The organism is uncultured Campylobacter sp. (assembly GCF_937973075.1).
In the GTDB taxonomy this organism is placed as follows: Bacteria; Campylobacterota; Campylobacteria; order Campylobacterales; family Campylobacteraceae; genus Campylobacter_B.
This window is the reverse complement of sequence record NZ_CALBWL010000024.1, coordinates 51,072-68,595: the sequence shown is the minus strand read 5'-3', so window position 1 is coordinate 68,595 and position 17,524 is coordinate 51,072. Positions and strand designations below refer to the sequence as shown.

The window sequence follows — 17,524 nt, the reverse complement described above, 5'->3', positions numbered from 1 at the left end:
GCACTTCTAGCGTCGCGCGGGTGGGGGCAAAATTTTAAAAAGTCGTGGGAGTGGGGGCGCCTCGCAACTCCGAGCGCCGTCCCCTTACGTATTATACATAATACGTACACTTGCTTAAAATTTATATCGATAAAATTTCAAAAGACTTAAGCCTTGGTAAGCTAAATTTGTAGAGTAAATTTATAGAAATTTCGCCACGTTAAATTTTTTGAGTATTTTTAGCTCTTGGTATATTTCTCTTGGGGCGGGAAGGGGGCCCCAATTGCGAGGTCACATCTCTCGCAGAGGCGGCGCTACCCCGCAGCACCGCATGCTCTGCTCGCCCACAAACCCCACCCATCCCCCGACGACGCTAGCGGTGGGGCGGACTGTGTCCGCGTTAAATTTTATAATCGCGGCTCGCTTCTTTAAAATTTCTTTTGCGATTTTAAAATTTCGCGTCGCAAAAATCGCAAAATTTCAATTGCTCTACAAATCGGCGCTGTATTTTGCTAAAATACCGATAAAATTTTAAAGGATGAAATTTGGAAAATTTTGCTTTTCTTCTAAATTTAGTGATATTTTGCATCTTGGTTTTTATGTTTTTTAAGATGCGCAAAAGCGGCGAGCAAGCGAGCAAACCGCAGATCGCCACCGACATCACGCGGCTTAAAAGCATCGGCGAGCTGAGCGTTTTTAAAATTTACTCCAAAGAGATCGTCACGCGTAAGCAAAACGTAGGCAGCGGGCTGCTGGGCTCGCTCGTCTCGCCGCTGATGACGAAAAAGCAGATTGCCATCATCTTCGAGTTTGAGATCGAGTTCGTTTACGACCTGCTAAGCCCCGAGTTTGCGATATTGCCGCAGGGCGAGGATCGCTACGAGATCAAGATGCCGCCGTGCAAATACAAATACTCGATCAAAGATATGAAAATTTACGACGAGAAAAACGCCAAGCTGCTGCCGTTTCTGCTGCCCGACTCGCTAAACGGGCTATTCGGCGCGAGCTTTGACGAGAGCGATAAAAACCGCCTCATCGACGATGCCAAGGACGAGGTCAAGCAGCTCTCGCTAAAAATCATCAACGATCTTGGCGGCAAGATCCACAAATCCGCGACCGATACGCTGGAGGCGATCGCTAAGAGCTTCGGCGCGAAGGAGGTCGGATTTATCTTCCAGGACAAGGCGCTTCAAACGATCGATATAAGCTCAAACGAGATCGCAATCGATAAATCGCTAAAATCGCAGATCGAGAAGTAGATGGAGCTTTTCAAAGCGCTTTTTAAAATTTACTTTGCCCGTATGCTCGCGTTTATGGATGCTTGCGCGAGGGCTTGGCAGCGATTTTATGAGCCGATCAGGCTGCGCAAAGAGAAGAAGCGTCTGCGCGCAAAGGGCTATTTTACCGAGGATGCGACGTGGGCGGAGTTTTTCGCGGATTTTAAATTTTGCAAATGCTTCATCATCAAAAAAATCCTCTATCCGAACTTCTACGCGATCAAAAACTCCTCCAAATGGGAGGCGGGCTCAAAGCGAGCTAGCTTTACGGTGGGCTCGTTTGCATACGACGAGATCGCGTGGGTATGGGTGCCGCGAGCCTTTGACGGCGGGCGGAAAAACGATCTAGCGAAGCTAAAAGATCTACTACAAAAAATCCCCGCGCTGCGCTACGAGCAGAGCGACACCGGGATTAAAATTTTCGGCTACGAGTAGGGTAATTCGGCCGGCGAAAATTTGGTGATGAAATTTGGTGATGCGCCCGCGCCGAGAAATTTCACGCATTCGCTGCGAAATTTCGATACGTTAGCGCCTCGTACATGCACGTTTGCTCGGCGTGAAATTTGCACGCTCCGGGCTGCTGCGAAATTTCGCGCAAATACCCGCTGCATAAATTTGATGCAAAAAGCGGGCTTGCATTTTGCGCGTAAATTCTGCGCGAGCGTGCGTCTGTGCGTGGGATTTGCGCGCGGCAGTTGTTTTTGGTGCGGCGTCTTGCGGATTTAAATTTATGCGCTCAATCGCGTCGTATTTTTGATACGCGGCACGGCACGGAATTTTGCCGTTTAGGAAGCGCGCCGTGCGGCAAATTTCGCAACAGAAAATGTCGCATCAATTTCGCCGCATTCAAATTTCGGCAGGTAAAATTTGCCTTGCGGTATCGTGTCGCGCAAAAATTCGCCGATCGCGGCGCAAAAACAGACGCGCTCAATTTCGCGGTAGAGATTTCGGCGCGGCACAATTTGTAAGCGTAAAATTTACCGCCTGTTTTCATTGCGTTGGCGTGAGCCGACTTGAAGCGCGGCACAATTTGTGGATGCGAGACTGCGCCGCAGCGGTTCCGGCGATGCGACAGATGTAAATTTAAAAATAAAGAGCAAAAATGGTTCAACTACTACTTGATAAAGCGAGGGCTCTGCTTGCGCCCGCGCCGAAATTTTATTTCGGCCTATGCGGCGCGGTGGGTGTATTTTGGCTCGTCGTCGCGCTTAATTTGATCGTTTGCGCGGCGCGGGCGTATTACTTTTACGGCGTGGAAGATCGCATATTTTCGCGGATCTTTGAGGATTTTTGCTGCATTTTGATCATAAATTTGCTCATCTTTCATCTCTGCTTCGTCGTTTTTAGAAGATTTTTCGGGCTTGCCGCTCTGTTTGTGCTAGCGATCAATACGCTTTGTGCGGCTATCTCGCTCTTTTTGGTCGTTTTTTTTTTCGACTCCGCTTTTAACGTCGTCGCGCTCGATGCGATAATCCACACCGACGCGAACGAAAGTAAGGAATTCGCCGCGCAATTTCTCAGCGCGGGCGTGATCTGCTCTTTGCTCGCATTCGCGACCGCGACGTTTGTCGCGCTGAAGTTTAAAAAAAAGCTCGTGCAGCGCGAGGCTGCGAGCCGCATTTAGCGTGATCTATCCGATTTGTGTGGTCATTTTTTGCATTTTTACGGCGACCAAAATCGCAAGCGGTGGCGAGCGTTATCGCGCGACGCTCGGCACATACGCTCCGCTTGAGTTCGCGTTCGTCGTAAAAGATTATCTCGGCGATGCAAATTTCCTTGCCGATCTGCAAAGCATCGAGCGTGGCTACGACGAGGCGAAGCGGGCGAATTCCGCGCTTGATTTTAACGCAACGCAGATTAAAAACGTCGTGCTGATTATCGGCGAGAGCCTGCAGCGCGGCCATATGTCGCTTTACGGATACGGCAAAGATACGACGCCTTTGCTAAACGATCTGCAGCGGCGGGGGGCTGCTTATTAAATTTAGCGATACTGTTTCGTGCTACGGCGCGACCAATCCCGCGCTGATGCGGATACTTAATTTCAGCGACTACGAAAGCGAGCGCGAAAGGCCGTGGTTTGAGAGCCTTAGCATTATCGATATGTTCGCGCTGAGCGGCTTTCGCACGATGTGGATCAGCAATTAAGAAGCCTTCGGCAAATTTGCCCTTAGCGCAAAAAGTGCCGCCGATCGCGCCGAAAAAAAGCATCTTTCTTTCCACAAGCGATCAGCTCGATAGCATGCGAGTCGCGCACGACGGCGCGCTGCTGCCGATCATCAAAGAGGCGAAAAAATCGCAGCGCGAGCGAAATTTCTACGTCGTGCATCTCATGGGAAATCATATGGACTATAAAAAACGCTATCCCGAGGAATTTGATAAATTTAAAAGCGACGATATCGCCTTACCGTTTACGCAAAAGCAAAAGGTCGCCCTCGCGTGCTGCGATAACAGCGTGCTGTATAACGACTACGTGGTGAATGAAATTCATCGGATTAGGACAGCCTCATCGTCTATCTCAGCGATCACGGAGAGAATATCTATGAGCAAAACGGCCTCATCGGGCACAACATCAATACCCGATTCACCTACGAAATTCCGCTGCTTTTCATCGCTTCAAAAAGCTTTATCGCCGATCATGCGGAGCTTTGGCGGCGCATAGGCGCGGCGAAGGACGAGCCTTTTATGAGCGACGATCTGGCTCACGTGCTCGCCGATATTTTAGGCATAGAGCCGCTGCAGTTTAACGTGCACAAAAGCCCGCTGCGCGATGAATTTGACGCTTCGCGCAGGCGAATGACGAACGGGGTGGATTACGACGAAAATTTAAAAGGTAGGGGAGGATACGGGCGGTAAACGGCTCCGCGCCGAAATTTAAGGCTTTACGCGCCGTATTGCTTCCGATGCCGTCTACGATCGGGCCGGCTCGAAGCTGCACTTGATTTTGCCGCGAGCGTCAAATTTAACGCCCGTATTTTCGGCGCGAAGCGACCGTCTAACGCAATCGCGCTCGGAAATTTACCAATATCGCGGAGCATTTGCTACGAGCCCGCAGCATCAATTCGGCGTTACCGTTGCGCTGCAAATTTATGCGCCGGCGTGATGCTAAATTCGTTTCTTGAGGATGGGCGATTTTTGCGATTTCACAATGTAAATTGAGCGAAATTTATTGCGTTTGTGCTTTAAATTTACGCCGCAAAACGAATATTTTTTAATGCTACTTTAAAAATTTAATAGTTAATAATTCTTTAATATTGATAGGAGTATAATACATTTCAAATTTTAGCGTGCAAAAGCGTCGCTAAATTGAGTTCGCTTGCCGCTATTTCATCTCGCATTTATGGAGGAGTTCAAAATGCACAGTAAAACTATCGGCGCGAGTTTATCTTTGGCGCTCGCCGGTCAACTTTACGCCATACCCGTTGCGAATCCGCTTACGATCGATAAAACCACGGATTTAAATAATTACGACGTCTATGAAAAAGACGTCGACGACGGAACCCTAACGGTAAAAAATCCGACCGTCGCGCAGATAATTACGCTCGATAGCCAACCGAGCGATAATTCCCCGTTGAATAATATCATCGTAAATAGCGCCACGGCAGCCGATCAGACGCTTAAGGGCAATGCTTTGACGATGAACGGCGGTACGCTCAATAGTATAAACGTAGCTTCCTCGCAGCAGGACGGTACCGTATTTAGCGAAAATACGCTGAATCTAAACGGCGGTGAGCTCAGGAAAACGCATCTCGTTGAATCAAACGGTAGAGCTACGGCTACGAAAAATGTCTTAAATTTAAACGGCACTATGATTTATCACGGTCTTTCGGTTGTAGATATCAATGGGGGTGCGGCGAATGAAAATACGCTTAATATCAACGGTACCAAAGGCGAACGTTTAACGACTACCTTTACCGCTGCGTATCTCGGCAATAGCGGTACCGCCGATGGTAACGTTTTAAATATCAACGGCGGCACGATCGGCGATTCGTTGAGCGCTATGCGGGCCGCATTTGCATGGGGAAATAGTAAGCTTACGAACAACGTCGTAAATCTCAAAGATGCGGACGATCTTCGCGGTAGGATAGACGTTGCAAATATAATGTGGGCGCACGACGGTGCGGAAGCGAGAGATAACGTGCTTAACGTATATGTCCGCGATAAAGATTGGAGCCGATTGGATCTCTGCGTCGCATTCGGTCGGGAAAACCAAAAATTAAGCGGCAACACTTTCAACGTCTACGGCAAAAACGATACGTTTAAATCGATCGCGGGCTTTGAAAAACTCAATTTCTATCTAGCCGCGGATACCGCAAACGACGAGACGATTTTAAATTTAGTAAGCGGCGAGCTAACCGATATAAGCAAAGCGACTATCGGCGTGGGTATAGCAAACGGAGCGGATAAGCTCAAATCGGGCGATCGCGTAAATCTCATAAAAACCGCAAGCGGGATAAAATTCGGCGATATGGCTAACCGCTCCGAACAGTTAGTTCAAAGCGGGCTTTCGACTGCCTATACATTCGCCTTGCGTAGCGCTAACGACGATAAAGACCTGATCGCCGACGTAACCAAAATCACGATAAATCCCGATCCGCAGCCTCTGCCGAATTCTGATCGAATCGGAGCGAAGCTAATGGCGCAAAATAAAAATACGCTGGAAACCGGCGCCGCGGTGCTAGGCGCGATAAATCAAAGCGACGATATCCTTTCGGGAATAACGGATACCGCAGACGGAACGTTTGCGTATGCGGGAGGTTTTAATATGCGCTACAATTCCGGCTCCTATGTAGAAAACAAAGGTATCTCCGTGCTCGCAGGAGCGATGGGCCGTATTGGGGACGGCGCGAGCCTGGGAGGATACGTAGAAACGGGCGGCGGTAAATATGAGAGCTTCAATGATTTCGCCGTCAAAGGCAGCGGCGATCTCAAATACGCGGGGGCGGGCATTGTGAGCGAATTCGACTTGGCGGAAAATTTCTATGCCAAATCGGGAGCCAAAATCGGTCGCATCAAATCGGACTACGAGGCTTCTCTGGCCTCGGGAAGGGCCGAATACGACGTAACGAGAACCTACTACGGGGCAAATTTAGCCCTCGGCAAGATTTTCGAGCTGAGCGCTAATCTCAATGCGGACGTTTATGTCAAGGGCTTTTATACGCATATCGATTCTAAGAAAACGGAGGTCTTGGGCGAGGGCATCAAGCTGGAGGGTATCGATTCTGTAAGAAGCAGGGCAGGCGCTCGATTTAATTTCGACGTAAGCGATAACGTGGAGCTTTTCGCGGGAGCCGCTTTCGAGCGAGAATTTAAAGGCAAGATCGGCGGCTATAATAGTACCTACGCTATGGATATTGATGCCGCGAGCGTCAAGGGCAATACCGCTATCGGCGAGATCGGCGCGAAGTATTCGAGCGGCAAGCTGGATACTTCCTTGAAACTAGAGGGTTTAAGCGGCAAGAAAGAAGGGATCAACGCGGGATTGCGCTTCGTTTATAAATTTTAAGCGGCTAAAGTATGCTCTAGCCTGCGTCGGTGCAATCAAAGGGCGGGATTGAAATTGAAATCGGAGCTTTTAAATTTAGGTATAAAATCAAATTTTTTAGCTGCATACTATTGAAAAAGATTGGGCTTGCCGAGCGCATCGTCTCGGGAGCGCAAACGACGGATAAAATTTCGTTTGGATACGAGCCGATATGCCTGCAAAAGGCGTATGCATTGAATTTGAAACGCCCGCTTTCATTATGCGCGATGAAGATATTTTAAACTCAAGGCATCGTAACGTCGCGATGTAAATCTCAATAGTCGCGTCGTAGCAAAGTTTGCAAACCTTTCGCGGCGCATTTTTCGCTACAATTTACAAAACGGCGTCAAAAAAAAGCGAGCGTCTTTGGCGCAGACGCTTGCTAGGTCCCTGCTACGCCGCGTTTGCAAACGCCGTCGCCGATACGCTCGGGCTGAGCGGCGCGCAACGAGGATTTAAAATTCCAAACTCCGCCTTTGCAAGATGAAATTCCGCGCTTATTTCGTCGCACCGTAAATTTTAAAATGTGCGAAATTGTACCGCTTAGGCGATCGAAAAACAATCGCAATGCGGCGATTCAAATTTAAACCTCTCGCGTAAAATCGTCGCCCTGCGCGCCTAATGCCACAGATCCTGCGAGCTCGCGGAGCTTTTCATACTAGGCCAGGCAAGGAGCAGCACCGCAGGCGCCAAGGGCTCGAATAACAAATTCGCTAGCGCCATGTATTTTACGACGCTTGGGGTGATGAGGGGCGGCGCGAGTACTTGCAGCATGCCGTAGATGATGTCTGCGGCGACATCAACGATTAGCAGCGCGGCGTATACGGCAAAAAGCTTGCATCCGGTAGCGGCGCGCAACTTAAAATTTATAATTATCCAAGCGAGCGTAACTGCAAAAATCAAATACGGCACGTATATTTGCAGCCTATTACAATCACATCTTCTAAGTATATAAATGGCTGAAAAATATAGTAGCGCCGCAAGCGCAATGCTGTAAGCGTATTTGAAGATTATAAAAACCTGCGGACCCGTGATATTTTGGATGTTTTTAAGCGCGTGGTAAAGGAATGTGAAAGCAAAAATCCACACTAAGATTTGAGAATCCAAGTACGCGATCTCGCCTTTTATAGAATACGCCACGCTTGCGACCAGTAGGCAGAGCGCGCCGAGCGTGCCTTGCAGCTTCGCTCTTTGAAAATCTTCGTTCATTTTATACCTTTAAATTTTAATGTGCGGCTCGCAGTTTACGTCGTCAGATGAACGCGGCAGGTTTTGACGCGGCTGCGTCTTTGCCAAAACAGCGCGAGCGAGCGTGAAATTTTATCTTTGCAAGCACCCAGGCGCGGACTAAATTTAAACTCCGCGCGAGCATAAAACGCAGGCGAAATTTATATCTCCGCTTAGCTCCATATATCTTTTGAGCCGGCGGAGCTTTTCATGCTAAGCCACGCAAGCAGCAGCACCGCGGGCGCCAAGGGCTTTAAGATTAAATTTGCTAGCGCCATATATTTTACGACGCTAGCCGCTATAAGCTCGGGAGCTAGCACTTGAAGCATGCCGTAGAGGATGTTTGCGCCGACATATGCAGTTAGCAGCGCGGCATATACAGCGAAAAGCCCGCATCCTGTGGCGGCGCGCAACTTAAAATTTATAACTATCCAAGCGACCGTAACCGCAAGCACCAAAAACGGCTTAAATGCTAGCAATCGATCGTAATAGGATTCGCTTAATACATAAACGGCTACGTAATCCAGCAGCACCAAAACCGCGATATTGTAGGTATATTTGAAGATTGTAAAGACCTGAGAGCCCGTGATATTTTGGATGTTTGCAAGCGCGTAGTGAAGGAACGTGAAGGCAAGAAGCCACGCCAAGACCCGAACGATTTCCGAATACGCGGCCTCGTCGCTTAGAAAATACGTCGCGCCCGCGATCAATAGGCAGAGCGCGCCGAGCACGCCTTGCATCTTCGCTCTTTGAAAAGCTTTATTCATTTTATCCCTTTAAATTTTAATGCGCAGCTCGCTGCGATGCGGGCACCGCTTCGATTATCGCCGCGAGCTTTAAATTTAGCGCCGTCATTGCAAATGCTTCATGCTCGGCGCCGCCGCTGTAAATGCTTTAGATTGGCACTGCTGCTGCAAATTCTTTATACTTGGTATCGCCGCTGCTCGCGCAATACTTTTTGAAAGGGGATTTTACGCAAATTTTGTTTAAAATGAATTTAACTTTTTAAATTTAAAAGCAGCGGCGTAGAATTTGCACTGTGCCTGAAAATTTAAACGCAGCGCGAAAGCAAATGGTAGCTAAAATCTACGAGCCGTAAAGCTAAATTTATGTGCCGCTTCTTTTTAAAAAATTCTGCAGCACGGCGATTAAATTTAATCAAAAAAGCGGATTAAATTTAGCGGTTTTCAAAAGTGTAAATTTAGCCGACGGCGGCGCAAATACGCTTTAAATTTAAAAATCCATCGCCGAGATAAATTTGACTATGCGCGGCGAGTCACTGTTGAAAAATTCCTCCGCCGTACCGTCAAATTCGATATTGCCGCGCTCTAAAAATAAAATTCGATCCGCGACTTTGCGGGCGAAGTTCATATTATGCGTGACGATGATGAGCGAGTCGCGCTCCTTGCTGAGCCCGCCGATAACCTTCAAAACCTCGGCCTCAAGCTCCGGATCAAGCGCGCTCGTGGGCTCGTCCAAAAGCAAAAAATACGGCTTCATCGCAAGCGCTCGCGCTATCGCCACCCGCTGCGATTGACCGCCCGAGAGCCTGCTTGGATACTCGTGCTCCTTACCCTTTAGCCCGACCTTTTCAAGTAGCGCCAGGGCCTCTTTTTCTGCCTGCTCTTTCGGGATTTTAAGCACCTGCACGGGGCCTTCCGTTACGTTTTGCAAAGCCGTTAGATGCGGAAATAGATTAAAGCTCTGAAAGACCATCCCCGTATGCTCGCGAAATGGCAGCATATCTTTTTGCAAAATTTTACCGGCGAAATTTATCTTATCGCCTCCAAGCTCAAGCTCGCCGCCGTCCGGGATCTCGAGTAAATTTATGCAACGCAGCAGGGTTGATTTACCAGAGCCCGAGCTTCCTAAAATAACCGTCGTCTCGCCGTCTTTAAATTCTAAATTTAAGCCGTTTAAAACGACATTATCGCCGAATTTCTTAGTCAAATTTTTAAATTTTATCATCACACGTACCTTGAAAATCTTTTCTCGAGCCTAGCTTGCAAAAACGTCAAAAACGTGCAAACTATCAGATAAAAAAGCGCGGCTAGCACGTAAAGCGTGAGCGGATCGAAGGTGCGCGCGGCGATGCGCTGAGCGACCATAAACATATCGACCATCGTGATAGAAGCCGCAAGCGAGGTGTCTTTTAGCGTGCTGATAAAGATGTTTGAAAGCGGGGGCAGCGAGATGCGCGCGGCTTGCGGAGCGATGATACGGCGTAAAATTTGCGTATAACTCATCCCGAGCGCCGTAGCGGCTTCCCACTGGCCTTTAGGTACCGAAAGCACGGCCGCTCTAACGGCCTCGGAAGCGTAAGCGCCGATATTTAGGCTGAAAGTTATGATCGCCGCGCTCCAAACATCGAGCGTAACGCCCACGATCGGCAGACCGAAATATACGATAAAAAGCTGCACCAAAAGCGGCGTGCCGCGAAATATCCAGATATAAAATTCGCTAAGTTGCTTTAAAATTTTGATATTTGCTATGCGCGCGATCGCCGTTAGCACCGCGATAAAAAGCCCCAGCGAAAAGGAGATTGCCGTAAGAGGCAACGTCACCTTTATCATCGCCAGCGCCATAGGTTGTAGCGAGCTTAGCAAAAGCTCGCTTATACGGTCAAATTCGTTCATCGCCATCTACCGCGAGACATCTTTGCCGAAATATCTGATCGAAATTTCAGCCAGCTTGCCTTCGTTTTTTAGCTCCTCTATCGCCTTGCTGATCTGCCCCGCAAGCTCTGTATTGCCCTTTTGCACGATAGGCGCGGTATAGTCGGTATCGCTTCCCTCGGCGGCTATCTTAACCGGAGCGCCTGGGCGCTGCTTGATGAAGTCGTAAAATACGATATTATCGCGCACGACGGTATCTACGCGCTTGCTAACGAGAAGCTCCATGCTCTTGCTAAAGCTATCGACCGTGACGTTTTGCGCCCCGTAGCTAGCAGCCACCTTCGCCCAGTTGCTGGTAGCGGAGTCGGCGTTTTTCTTACCTTTTAGATCATCAAAGCTTTTGATATCGTCGTTATCTTTATGAGTGATGATAACGCCGTGCACGACCGTATAGGGCTGCGCGTAATCATATTTTTTCTTGCGCTCATCGGTAACGCTTACTTGATTAAACACCGCATCGGCCTTACCCGCATCAAATGCCGCAAGCATCGCATCCCACGGAGCGGTTAAGAATTCGATCTTTAAATTTAGCTTCTTAGCGACTTCGCGGGCGATATCTACGTCGTAGCCCTTTAGCTCGTTTTTATCGTCGTAGTATGAAAACGGCGCGTAAGTGCCCTCCGTAGCGATCGTTAAAACGCCCTCTTTTATGGTTTTGGCGTTTAAATTTAGCGTAAGAAGCGCACCTAGAGCCAAAATTTTTAGTAGTTTTGAAACCATCTTTTATCCTTTAAATTTAGCTGCTTTTATGCGAGTAAATTTTACTCAGAGATATCTTTACCGAAATATTTGACCGAAATCTCTTTTAGCTTGCCTTCGCTTTTTAGCTCGCTAAGAGCCTTGTTTACGTCGTTTACGAGCTCTTCGTTGCCCTTTTTTACGATGGCTGCGGAGTAGATCGGCTCATTACCGCTAGCGGCTATTTTTAGCGGGGCGTTTGGACGCTGATTTATGTAGTCGTAGAAGGTCACGCTATCGTTTATCGTCGCATCCGCACGGCGGCTGATGATGAGCTCCACCCCTTTACTAAAGCCGTCTACGGTGACGATTTGCGCGCCGTATTTTTGCGCGATGCCGGTCCAGTTGCTAGTCGCCGAATGCGCGCTTTTCTTGTCTTTTAGATCCTCGAAGCTTTTGATTTCGTTGTTATCTTTGTGCGTGACTAGCGCGGCGTAGGCGACGGTGTAGGGAACGGTGTAATCGTATTTTTTCTTACGCTCGTCCGTGATGCTTACTTGATTGAACACGATATCGGCCTTGCCTGCATCAAATGCCGCCAGCATAGCATCCCACGGAGCTTCGACGAATTCCGCTTTTAAATTTAACTTCTTTGCCACTTCGCGTGCTACTTCTACGTCGTAGCCGGTTAGCGCGTCGTTTTTATCGTGGTAGGAGTAGGGCGAATACGTGCCTTCTGTCGCGATTTTCAAAACGCCGTTTTCGAGAGTTTTTGCATTTGCACCGGTTAAAAGAGCGAAGCTCGCCAAAGCAAGCAGAGAAGATTTTAGTAGTTTTTTCATTTTTTGTCCTTTTTAAATTTATCGTTGGCTATTCATCTAAAAAGGCCCGCGAGCGCGGAGTTGAAAATATCTTTTTAAATGTTTAGCGACTTGCTAAGCACTTAAAAAGATATTCGTGCCTAGCGCCCTAGCTTTTTCATTTCGCAGCAACACATGTCGCACATATCGTTTTTCATAGCGTACCTTTCGAGTAAAATTTGGCGGTGATTTTATGCAAAAAAAGTTTAAGATAAAATAAATTTATATCAAAATTTTGGATTTTATTTTTGAAAGAAGTGCTAAATTTAAGGCATAAAATTTTACTTTGATATCGATAGAATCGTGGTGCGGGCTAAATTTAATTTGTCATCCATATTAGATCCGTCGCGCTGGAAGCTAAAATAAAGTTGCCTACGCCTAAAGCGGCATTTCATAGGGCTTATGAAATTTTATTTTGCGTTATTTTTGCCGAAAATATATAATTTAATCCAAAATTTATATACACTTCGCTATTATCCCATTTTCAATTTCACGGCCCACTCGTCTAGTGGTTAGGACGCTGGCCTCTCACGCCGGTAACAGGAGTTCAAATCTCCTGTGGGTCACCATTTTCAAACTTTACAATCATCGTATTCCAATCGCATATCGCCTTTAAAGGTCGTTTGTTTTTCTAAATTTCAAAATTTAAAAGTATTTTTTAGCCAATATCTTATTTAATAGAATTTTAAGGCGGAATGTTTGATAATTTGGTTCATTCCATCGTAAAGGATTGCAATGAAAAAGTTATCTTTATCGCTTTGCGCCGTTGCGCTATTTATGTGGGCTTCGTGCGGCGCCTTGCAAATCGACGCAGATGCCGCTAGAATCGATTTTATCTCTTATAAGATGGCTAGTAAGATCAGGGTGCCGGAAAGCGGCGCGCCGGCTACCTTTAAAGACGCGAAATTTAGCTTCGCAAAAACTAGCGGTAGCGTGGCGGAAATCCTGCAGGATGCGAGCGTGGAGTTTGATCTGAGCTCGATCGATACTGGCAAAAACGTCGTGCGCGATAACAACGTAAAGAGTAAATTTTTCGCGCTGCTTACGACGCAAAAGGTCAGCGGTAAGATCGTGTCCGTCGCGGGCGACGATACGAGCGGCACTGCGAACGCATTAATAAACTTCAACGGCGCCTCAAAAGAGGTCGCGCTCAAATACGAGATCAAAGGCGGCAAGCTCGTCGCGATGGGGCAGATCGATCTGCAAAACGACTTTGACGTCAAAGAAGCCTTCGATAAATTCGCCGCGGACAAGGTGATCCAGGGGCTTCACGGCAAAAAGACGTGGCCGCAGATAGAGGTAGGATTTGAAGTGCCGGTGAAATAAATTTTAAAATTCGGCGGCAAATGCGGATCAATACGACCAGGCTTCGTCTTGATTAAAATTTCATCGCTGTGCCAGCTTTGTGATTTGGCGCGCCGCAGATAAAGCAGATAAATTAAATTTTGCTACATAAATTTCTTGGCGAAATTTGGCTCAAAAATTCCTTTAAATCTTGGCTAAATTAAATTTCAAAATTTCGCCGCAGCCTCTAAAGCTCTCGCATCTAAATTTTACGCGTTTTATAAATTTAGCTAGCGCTTGCGGCTAAATCCCGCCGCTGCTTATATTTTCAAGATTACGCAGCCTGTTCCAGTTTTGTTCGTTTTGCAAATTTCTCATATTTTGCCGCTGCTGCATCTGCTCCAGTTGCTGCTGCGATTGCTGTTGCATTAGGCTTTGCCGCGCGGCAATATATTGCTCTTGCGCTATTTGCTGAGCTTGCGCGCTATTCTCCTTGAATGAATTAAACGTGTCTCGCGACACTGCCTGTTCTTGCTCCGCTCGCGCGACTTCGGCGTCAATTTTTTGCCGCTTCGCGCAGCGGTTTGGCTGCTCCTTGCTTAGCGGGCTTGCGACGTCGCATCTGCTCGCGTCCGCCAAGAATGGAGCCTCCTCGTCGTCCTGTGAGAGTAGCGAGCAACCGCCAAGCAAGACGACCAAAATAAGGGCAAGGAAAAATTTTAACTTCATAGCCGCCTCTTAAATTTTATCTTTAATTCCCCGCAGCCGCTAATCTGCGCCCTTTGCGAGGTCGAACCCGCACTGCGCCACAAGCGCTTTGTCGCTTGCGATGCTATCGCCGGTGGTGGTTAGGAAATTGCCCGTAAGCGCCGAGTTGATGCCGCATCCAAGCGCCGTGCGCACATGCTCACCCAAATTCCGTCTGCCGCCTGCGAAACGCAGATACGCGCGCGGCAAGATGAAGCGGTAGATTGCGATCGATTTTAAAATTTCATCGTGCGCTAGCGGTGCGGCGTTTTGCAGCGGAGTGCCTTTGATCGGGGTCAGGATATTGATCGGCACGGAGCTAACGCCCAGCTCTCGCAGCTGCAGTGCCATATCGATGCGATCCTCCATACCCTCGCCCAGCCCGAAAATCCCGCCGCTACATACGTCAAGCCCTACGGCGCGGCAATTCTCGATAGTTTGAATGCGGTCGTCGTAGCTGTGCGTCGTGCAGATCTGCGGATAAAATTTGCGCGAAGTCTCGAGATTGTGATGATAGGTCTGCACGCCGCTAGCTTTAAGCAGCGCTAGCGCGGGCTTTGAGGCGATTCCCAGCGAGGCGCACAGATGCAGCCGCGTCTTACTTCGCAGCCGCTCATAGATCTCGCAGTATGCCCCTAGATCGGAGTTTTTTTGAGAAATTCCGCGCCCGCTGGCGACGAGCGAGAAGCGGTGCGTCTGCTCGGCTTCGTTTGCAAGCGCGGCGCTTAGCACCTGCTGTTCGCTCAAAATTCCGTAAGTCTCGCAGCCCGTGTTAAAATGCGCCGACTGCGCGCAGTATTTGCAGTCCTCGCTACAGCGCCCCGATTTTACGTTTATGATCGTGCAGAGATTGAATTTATCGCCGCAAAAAGCGCGCCTGATCTCATCCGCCGCCGCAAAAAGCGCGCCCAAATCCTCGCATCGCGCCAGCTCTAGCGCCTGCTGCTTTGCAATCTCGCAGCCGCCTATCACGCGATCTTTCAGCTCGGAAATATAAAATTTGTCTATCAATACTTAGCCTTTTTGAAAAAATGCGTAATTATACAACGCTAAATTTAAAGCAAAGCTCGAGCGCGAAATTTTGGCATAGGAATTTTCCGCTAAAAATTTTGCGCGGAATTTTATGCCCTTTGCGCGCCGATTTTGTGCCGTAGCTTTTGCGGACGGTTTGTCTGTGCGCTTCGGCGACGCAAATTAAAATCACTTAAAAGTCGCGGCGCGGTAAAATTTTACGCGTATGAAAATACATATCGAGCCGCTATCTGCGAAATCTGCGCGCGATTTATCGTTTTGAAATTTTATTTTGGCTAAAATGCGGCTTTAAATTTAAAGGTAAAAAATGAAATACGACGTTATCGTTGTGGGTGGCGGGCACGCTGGTATCGAGGCGAGCTTAGCCGCCGCAAAAATGGGCGCAAAGACGCTGCTAATTACGATCTTAGCCGAGCAGATCGGCGCTGCGAGCTGTAACCCCGCAATCGGCGGCCTTGCTAAGGGGCATCTAGTAAAGGAGATCGATGCACTGGGTGGTCAAATGGGGCTTGCGGCGGATGCGTGCGGGCTGCAGTTTAGAATTTTAAACGAGAGCAAGGGTCCAGCCGTGCGCGGTTCGCGCGCTCAGATCGATATGGACGAATACCGCATCTACATGCGAAATTTGCTGCTAAACACGCAGGGGCTGGATGTAAGCCAAGAGATCGCGAGCGAAATTTTAACCTGCGAGCAGGATGGCGTTCCGAGCGTTTGCGGCGTTAAGACCCATCTTGGCAACGTTTATGAGACCGAGCGTCTGATAATCACCGCCGGTACTTTTTTAAACGGGCTAATTCACGTGGGCGAAAACAAGCTGCAAGCGGGGCGCGTGGGCGAGCTAGCAAGCGTCGAGCTAGCCGAGTCGCTGCGAAGCTTGGGTCTGCAAATGGGGCGGCTAAAGACGGGCACCTGCCCAAGGATCGATGCTAAGACGATCGATTTTAGCGTACTTGAGCGCCAAGACGGCGACGCGGATCCGCGCCCTTTCAGCTTCCGCAGCAAAGATTTTGCGCCGAAGCAGCTTGCTTGCTTCATCGCTTATACGAACGAGCGCACGCACGAGATCATCCGCGAAAATTTCGCCCGCGCGCCGATGTTTACGGGGCAAATTTCAAGCACCGGCCCGCGCTACTGCCCTAGCATCGAGACTAAAATTTATGAATTTCCAAATCGCGACCGCCACCACGTCTTCGTCGAGCCGCAGACGCGCGAGGCTACGGAGTATTACGTAAACGGCCTTTCTACGAGCCTTCCTTACGACGTGCAGATTGCGTTTCTGCGCACGATCAGGGGCTTTGAAAATGCTAAAATCGTCCGCCCCGGATATGCGATCGAGTACGATTTTATCGATCCTACCGAGCTTAAACACAGCCTCGATACCAAAAAGATCCGCGGGCTGTTTTTGGCAGGCCAGATCAACGGCACCACCGGCTACGAAGAAGCCGCGGCGCAGGGGCTGATGGCGGGCATCAACGCCGTGCTTGATTTGCGCGGGCGGCAGCCTTTGATTTTGCGTAGGGATGAGGCGTATATCGGCGTTTTGATCGACGATCTGGTTACCAAGGGCACGAATGAGCCCTACCGAATGTTTACTTCGCGCGCGGAATTTCGCCTGCTGCTGCGCGAGGGTAACGCCGTGCTGCGTCTAAGCGAATACGGCCGCGAGATCGGGCTTTTAGACGAGGCGAGCTACGAGCGGGCGCGCAAGTTTAAGCACGACGCGCAGAGCGGAATGGAATTTTTGCTAAAAACGCAGATTACCCCTTCGAAACAGACGCTTAGCCTGCTACAAAGTATCGGCGCAGGGCCCATTTCGCAAAGCTGCAGCTTGCAAAAAATTGTAGCCAAAAGCGGCTTTTCAAAGGCGAGCTTGCTTGCTCTGGTGCCGCATTTTGAGAGTTTTAGCGATGAGGTTTTGGATGAAATTTTAACGCAGTGCAAGTATCATTTCTACATCGCGATGCAGCGCGCCGAGGTCGAGAGGATGAAGGGGCTGCTGGGCGTCGCGATCCCGCCGCAGATCGATTTTAGCAAGATCGGAGGGCTTAGCAACGAGATCGTGCAGAAGCTAAATCGCTTTGCGCCGCCGACGCTTTTTGCCGCGAGCGAGATCAGCGGCGTAACGCCCGCCGCGATCGATATTTTGCACATTTACATCAAGCAAAATTTTGGCTTGAAATAAGCTGCGCGTCTGGCGTGAGAAGGTAAAATTTAACGTACTTGCGGTAAATTTTGTTTTTGCGC

At 48.9% G+C, this 17,524-nt stretch carries 18 protein-coding genes and 1 tRNA gene; 11 read left to right on the top strand and 8 right to left on the bottom strand.

Annotation, left to right across the window (positions count from 1 at the left end):
- Positions 1-262: 262 nt before the first annotated feature.
- From Q0274_RS02885 to Q0274_RS02850, 8 genes are all read left to right on the top strand, one after another.
- Entirely contained in the window at positions 263-514 is a 252-nt protein-coding gene (locus Q0274_RS02885) for a hypothetical protein (RefSeq protein WP_298027551.1), read from the top strand.
- Between the two features lie 10 nt (positions 515-524).
- Complete coding sequence (locus Q0274_RS02880) at positions 525-1,238, top strand: DUF4230 domain-containing protein (protein ID WP_298027549.1); 714 nt, start codon at positions 525-527, stop codon at positions 1,236-1,238.
- Positions 1,239-1,691: a hypothetical protein gene (locus tag Q0274_RS02875; RefSeq protein ID WP_298027547.1), complete on the top strand. Its 453-nt coding sequence runs from the start codon at positions 1,239-1,241 to the stop codon at positions 1,689-1,691. It abuts the gene before it with no gap.
- A 667-nt stretch (positions 1,692-2,358) separates the two neighbouring features.
- Complete coding sequence (locus tag Q0274_RS02870; protein ID WP_298027545.1) at positions 2,359-2,880, top strand: hypothetical protein; 522 nt, start codon at positions 2,359-2,361, stop codon at positions 2,878-2,880.
- Between the two features lie 19 nt (positions 2,881-2,899).
- Positions 2,900-3,235, top strand: coding sequence for a sulfatase-like hydrolase/transferase (locus Q0274_RS02865; protein ID WP_298027544.1), 336 nt, complete (start codon positions 2,900-2,902; stop codon positions 3,233-3,235).
- Positions 3,236-3,417: 182 nt separating this feature from the next.
- On the top strand, positions 3,418-3,915 hold the full coding sequence (locus Q0274_RS02860; protein WP_298027543.1) for a sulfatase-like hydrolase/transferase: 498 nt from the start codon (positions 3,418-3,420) through the stop codon (positions 3,913-3,915).
- Positions 3,813-4,109: a hypothetical protein gene (locus Q0274_RS11095; protein WP_367271906.1), complete on the top strand. Its 297-nt coding sequence runs from the start codon at positions 3,813-3,815 to the stop codon at positions 4,107-4,109. The genes Q0274_RS02860 and Q0274_RS11095 overlap by 103 nt, the downstream gene beginning before the upstream one ends.
- 499 nt (positions 4,110-4,608) lie before the next feature.
- Positions 4,609-6,759 carry an autotransporter outer membrane beta-barrel domain-containing protein gene (locus tag Q0274_RS02850; protein WP_298027539.1) on the top strand — a complete coding sequence of 717 codons (2,151 nt, stop codon included), beginning with the start codon at positions 4,609-4,611 and terminating at the stop codon, positions 6,757-6,759.
- A gap of 636 nt (positions 6,760-7,395) precedes the next feature.
- Here Q0274_RS02850 and Q0274_RS02845 read toward each other — a convergent pair.
- The 6 genes from Q0274_RS02845 to Q0274_RS02820 all read right to left on the bottom strand — a co-directional run bounded on the left by Q0274_RS02845 (position 7,396) and on the right by Q0274_RS02820 (position 12,199).
- Positions 7,396-7,986 carry a hypothetical protein gene (locus Q0274_RS02845; protein WP_298027537.1) on the bottom strand — a complete coding sequence of 197 codons (591 nt, stop codon included), beginning with the start codon at positions 7,984-7,986 and terminating at the stop codon, positions 7,396-7,398.
- Between the two features lie 191 nt (positions 7,987-8,177).
- Positions 8,178-8,771, bottom strand: a complete 594-nt coding sequence (locus Q0274_RS02840) for a hypothetical protein (protein ID WP_298027535.1) — start codon at positions 8,769-8,771, stop codon at positions 8,178-8,180.
- 466 nt (positions 8,772-9,237) lie between these two features.
- Positions 9,238-9,972: an amino acid ABC transporter ATP-binding protein gene (locus tag Q0274_RS02835; protein WP_298027533.1), complete on the bottom strand. Its 735-nt coding sequence runs from the start codon at positions 9,970-9,972 to the stop codon at positions 9,238-9,240.
- Positions 9,972-10,640, bottom strand: coding sequence for an amino acid ABC transporter permease (locus Q0274_RS02830; protein ID WP_298027531.1), 669 nt, complete (start codon positions 10,638-10,640; stop codon positions 9,972-9,974). The genes Q0274_RS02835 and Q0274_RS02830 overlap by 1 nt, the downstream gene beginning before the upstream one ends.
- A gap of 6 nt (positions 10,641-10,646) precedes the next feature.
- Positions 10,647-11,399 carry an amino acid ABC transporter substrate-binding protein gene (locus Q0274_RS02825; RefSeq protein ID WP_298027530.1) on the bottom strand — a complete coding sequence of 251 codons (753 nt, stop codon included), beginning with the start codon at positions 11,397-11,399 and terminating at the stop codon, positions 10,647-10,649.
- Between the two features lie 41 nt (positions 11,400-11,440).
- Positions 11,441-12,199: an amino acid ABC transporter substrate-binding protein gene (locus Q0274_RS02820; protein WP_298027529.1), complete on the bottom strand. Its 759-nt coding sequence runs from the start codon at positions 12,197-12,199 to the stop codon at positions 11,441-11,443.
- 512 nt (positions 12,200-12,711) lie between these two features.
- Between Q0274_RS02820 and Q0274_RS02815 the strand changes: the two genes are divergently transcribed.
- Positions 12,712-12,786 (top strand) — tRNA-Glu (locus Q0274_RS02815).
- 166 nt (positions 12,787-12,952) lie between these two features.
- A complete protein-coding gene (locus tag Q0274_RS02810; protein WP_298027527.1) occupies positions 12,953-13,543 on the top strand; it encodes a YceI family protein in 591 nt (196 codons plus the stop codon).
- A gap of 261 nt (positions 13,544-13,804) precedes the next feature.
- Here the strand turns inward: Q0274_RS02810 and Q0274_RS02805 are convergent, their stop codons facing one another.
- Positions 13,805-14,230, bottom strand: a complete 426-nt coding sequence (locus Q0274_RS02805; protein WP_298027526.1) for a hypothetical protein — start codon at positions 14,228-14,230, stop codon at positions 13,805-13,807.
- Between the two features lie 39 nt (positions 14,231-14,269).
- On the bottom strand, positions 14,270-15,259 hold the full coding sequence (gene bioB / locus Q0274_RS02800; protein ID WP_298027525.1) for a biotin synthase BioB: 990 nt from the start codon (positions 15,257-15,259) through the stop codon (positions 14,270-14,272).
- 328 nt (positions 15,260-15,587) lie between these two features.
- On the opposite strand from bioB, the gene mnmG reads away from it, so the two are divergent.
- The gene (mnmG, locus tag Q0274_RS02795) at positions 15,588-17,462 is read left to right on the top strand and encodes a tRNA uridine-5-carboxymethylaminomethyl(34) synthesis enzyme MnmG (protein ID WP_298027523.1); all 1,875 of its coding nucleotides are present in this window, start codon (positions 15,588-15,590) and stop codon (positions 17,460-17,462) included.
- Positions 17,463-17,524: the final 62 nt, after the last annotated feature.

What these genes read in the sequence shown, in the direction of transcription:
- Q0274_RS02835 (WP_298027533.1), bottom strand. Translation starts at nt 9,972, where the DNA reads ATGATAAAATTTAAAAATTTGACTAAGAAATTCGGCGATAATGTCGTT.
- Q0274_RS02845 (WP_298027537.1), bottom strand. Translation starts at nt 7,986, where the DNA reads ATGAACGAAGATTTTCAAAGAGCGAAGCTGCAAGGCACGCTCGGCGCG.
- Q0274_RS02850 (WP_298027539.1), top strand. Translation starts at nt 4,609, where the DNA reads ATGCACAGTAAAACTATCGGCGCGAGTTTATCTTTGGCGCTCGCCGGT.
- Q0274_RS02870 (WP_298027545.1), top strand. Translation starts at nt 2,359, where the DNA reads ATGGTTCAACTACTACTTGATAAAGCGAGGGCTCTGCTTGCGCCCGCG.
- Q0274_RS02825 (WP_298027530.1), bottom strand. Translation starts at nt 11,399, where the DNA reads ATGGTTTCAAAACTACTAAAAATTTTGGCTCTAGGTGCGCTTCTTACG.
- Q0274_RS02830 (WP_298027531.1), bottom strand. Translation starts at nt 10,640, where the DNA reads ATGAACGAATTTGACCGTATAAGCGAGCTTTTGCTAAGCTCGCTACAA.
- Q0274_RS02840 (WP_298027535.1), bottom strand. Translation starts at nt 8,771, where the DNA reads ATGAATAAAGCTTTTCAAAGAGCGAAGATGCAAGGCGTGCTCGGCGCG.
- Q0274_RS02810 (WP_298027527.1), top strand. Translation starts at nt 12,953, where the DNA reads ATGAAAAAGTTATCTTTATCGCTTTGCGCCGTTGCGCTATTTATGTGG.
- Q0274_RS02820 (WP_298027529.1), bottom strand. Translation starts at nt 12,199, where the DNA reads ATGAAAAAACTACTAAAATCTTCTCTGCTTGCTTTGGCGAGCTTCGCT.
- Q0274_RS02875 (WP_298027547.1), top strand. Translation starts at nt 1,239, where the DNA reads ATGGAGCTTTTCAAAGCGCTTTTTAAAATTTACTTTGCCCGTATGCTC.
- mnmG (WP_298027523.1), top strand. Translation starts at nt 15,588, where the DNA reads ATGAAATACGACGTTATCGTTGTGGGTGGCGGGCACGCTGGTATCGAG.
- Q0274_RS02805 (WP_298027526.1), bottom strand. Translation starts at nt 14,230, where the DNA reads ATGAAGTTAAAATTTTTCCTTGCCCTTATTTTGGTCGTCTTGCTTGGC.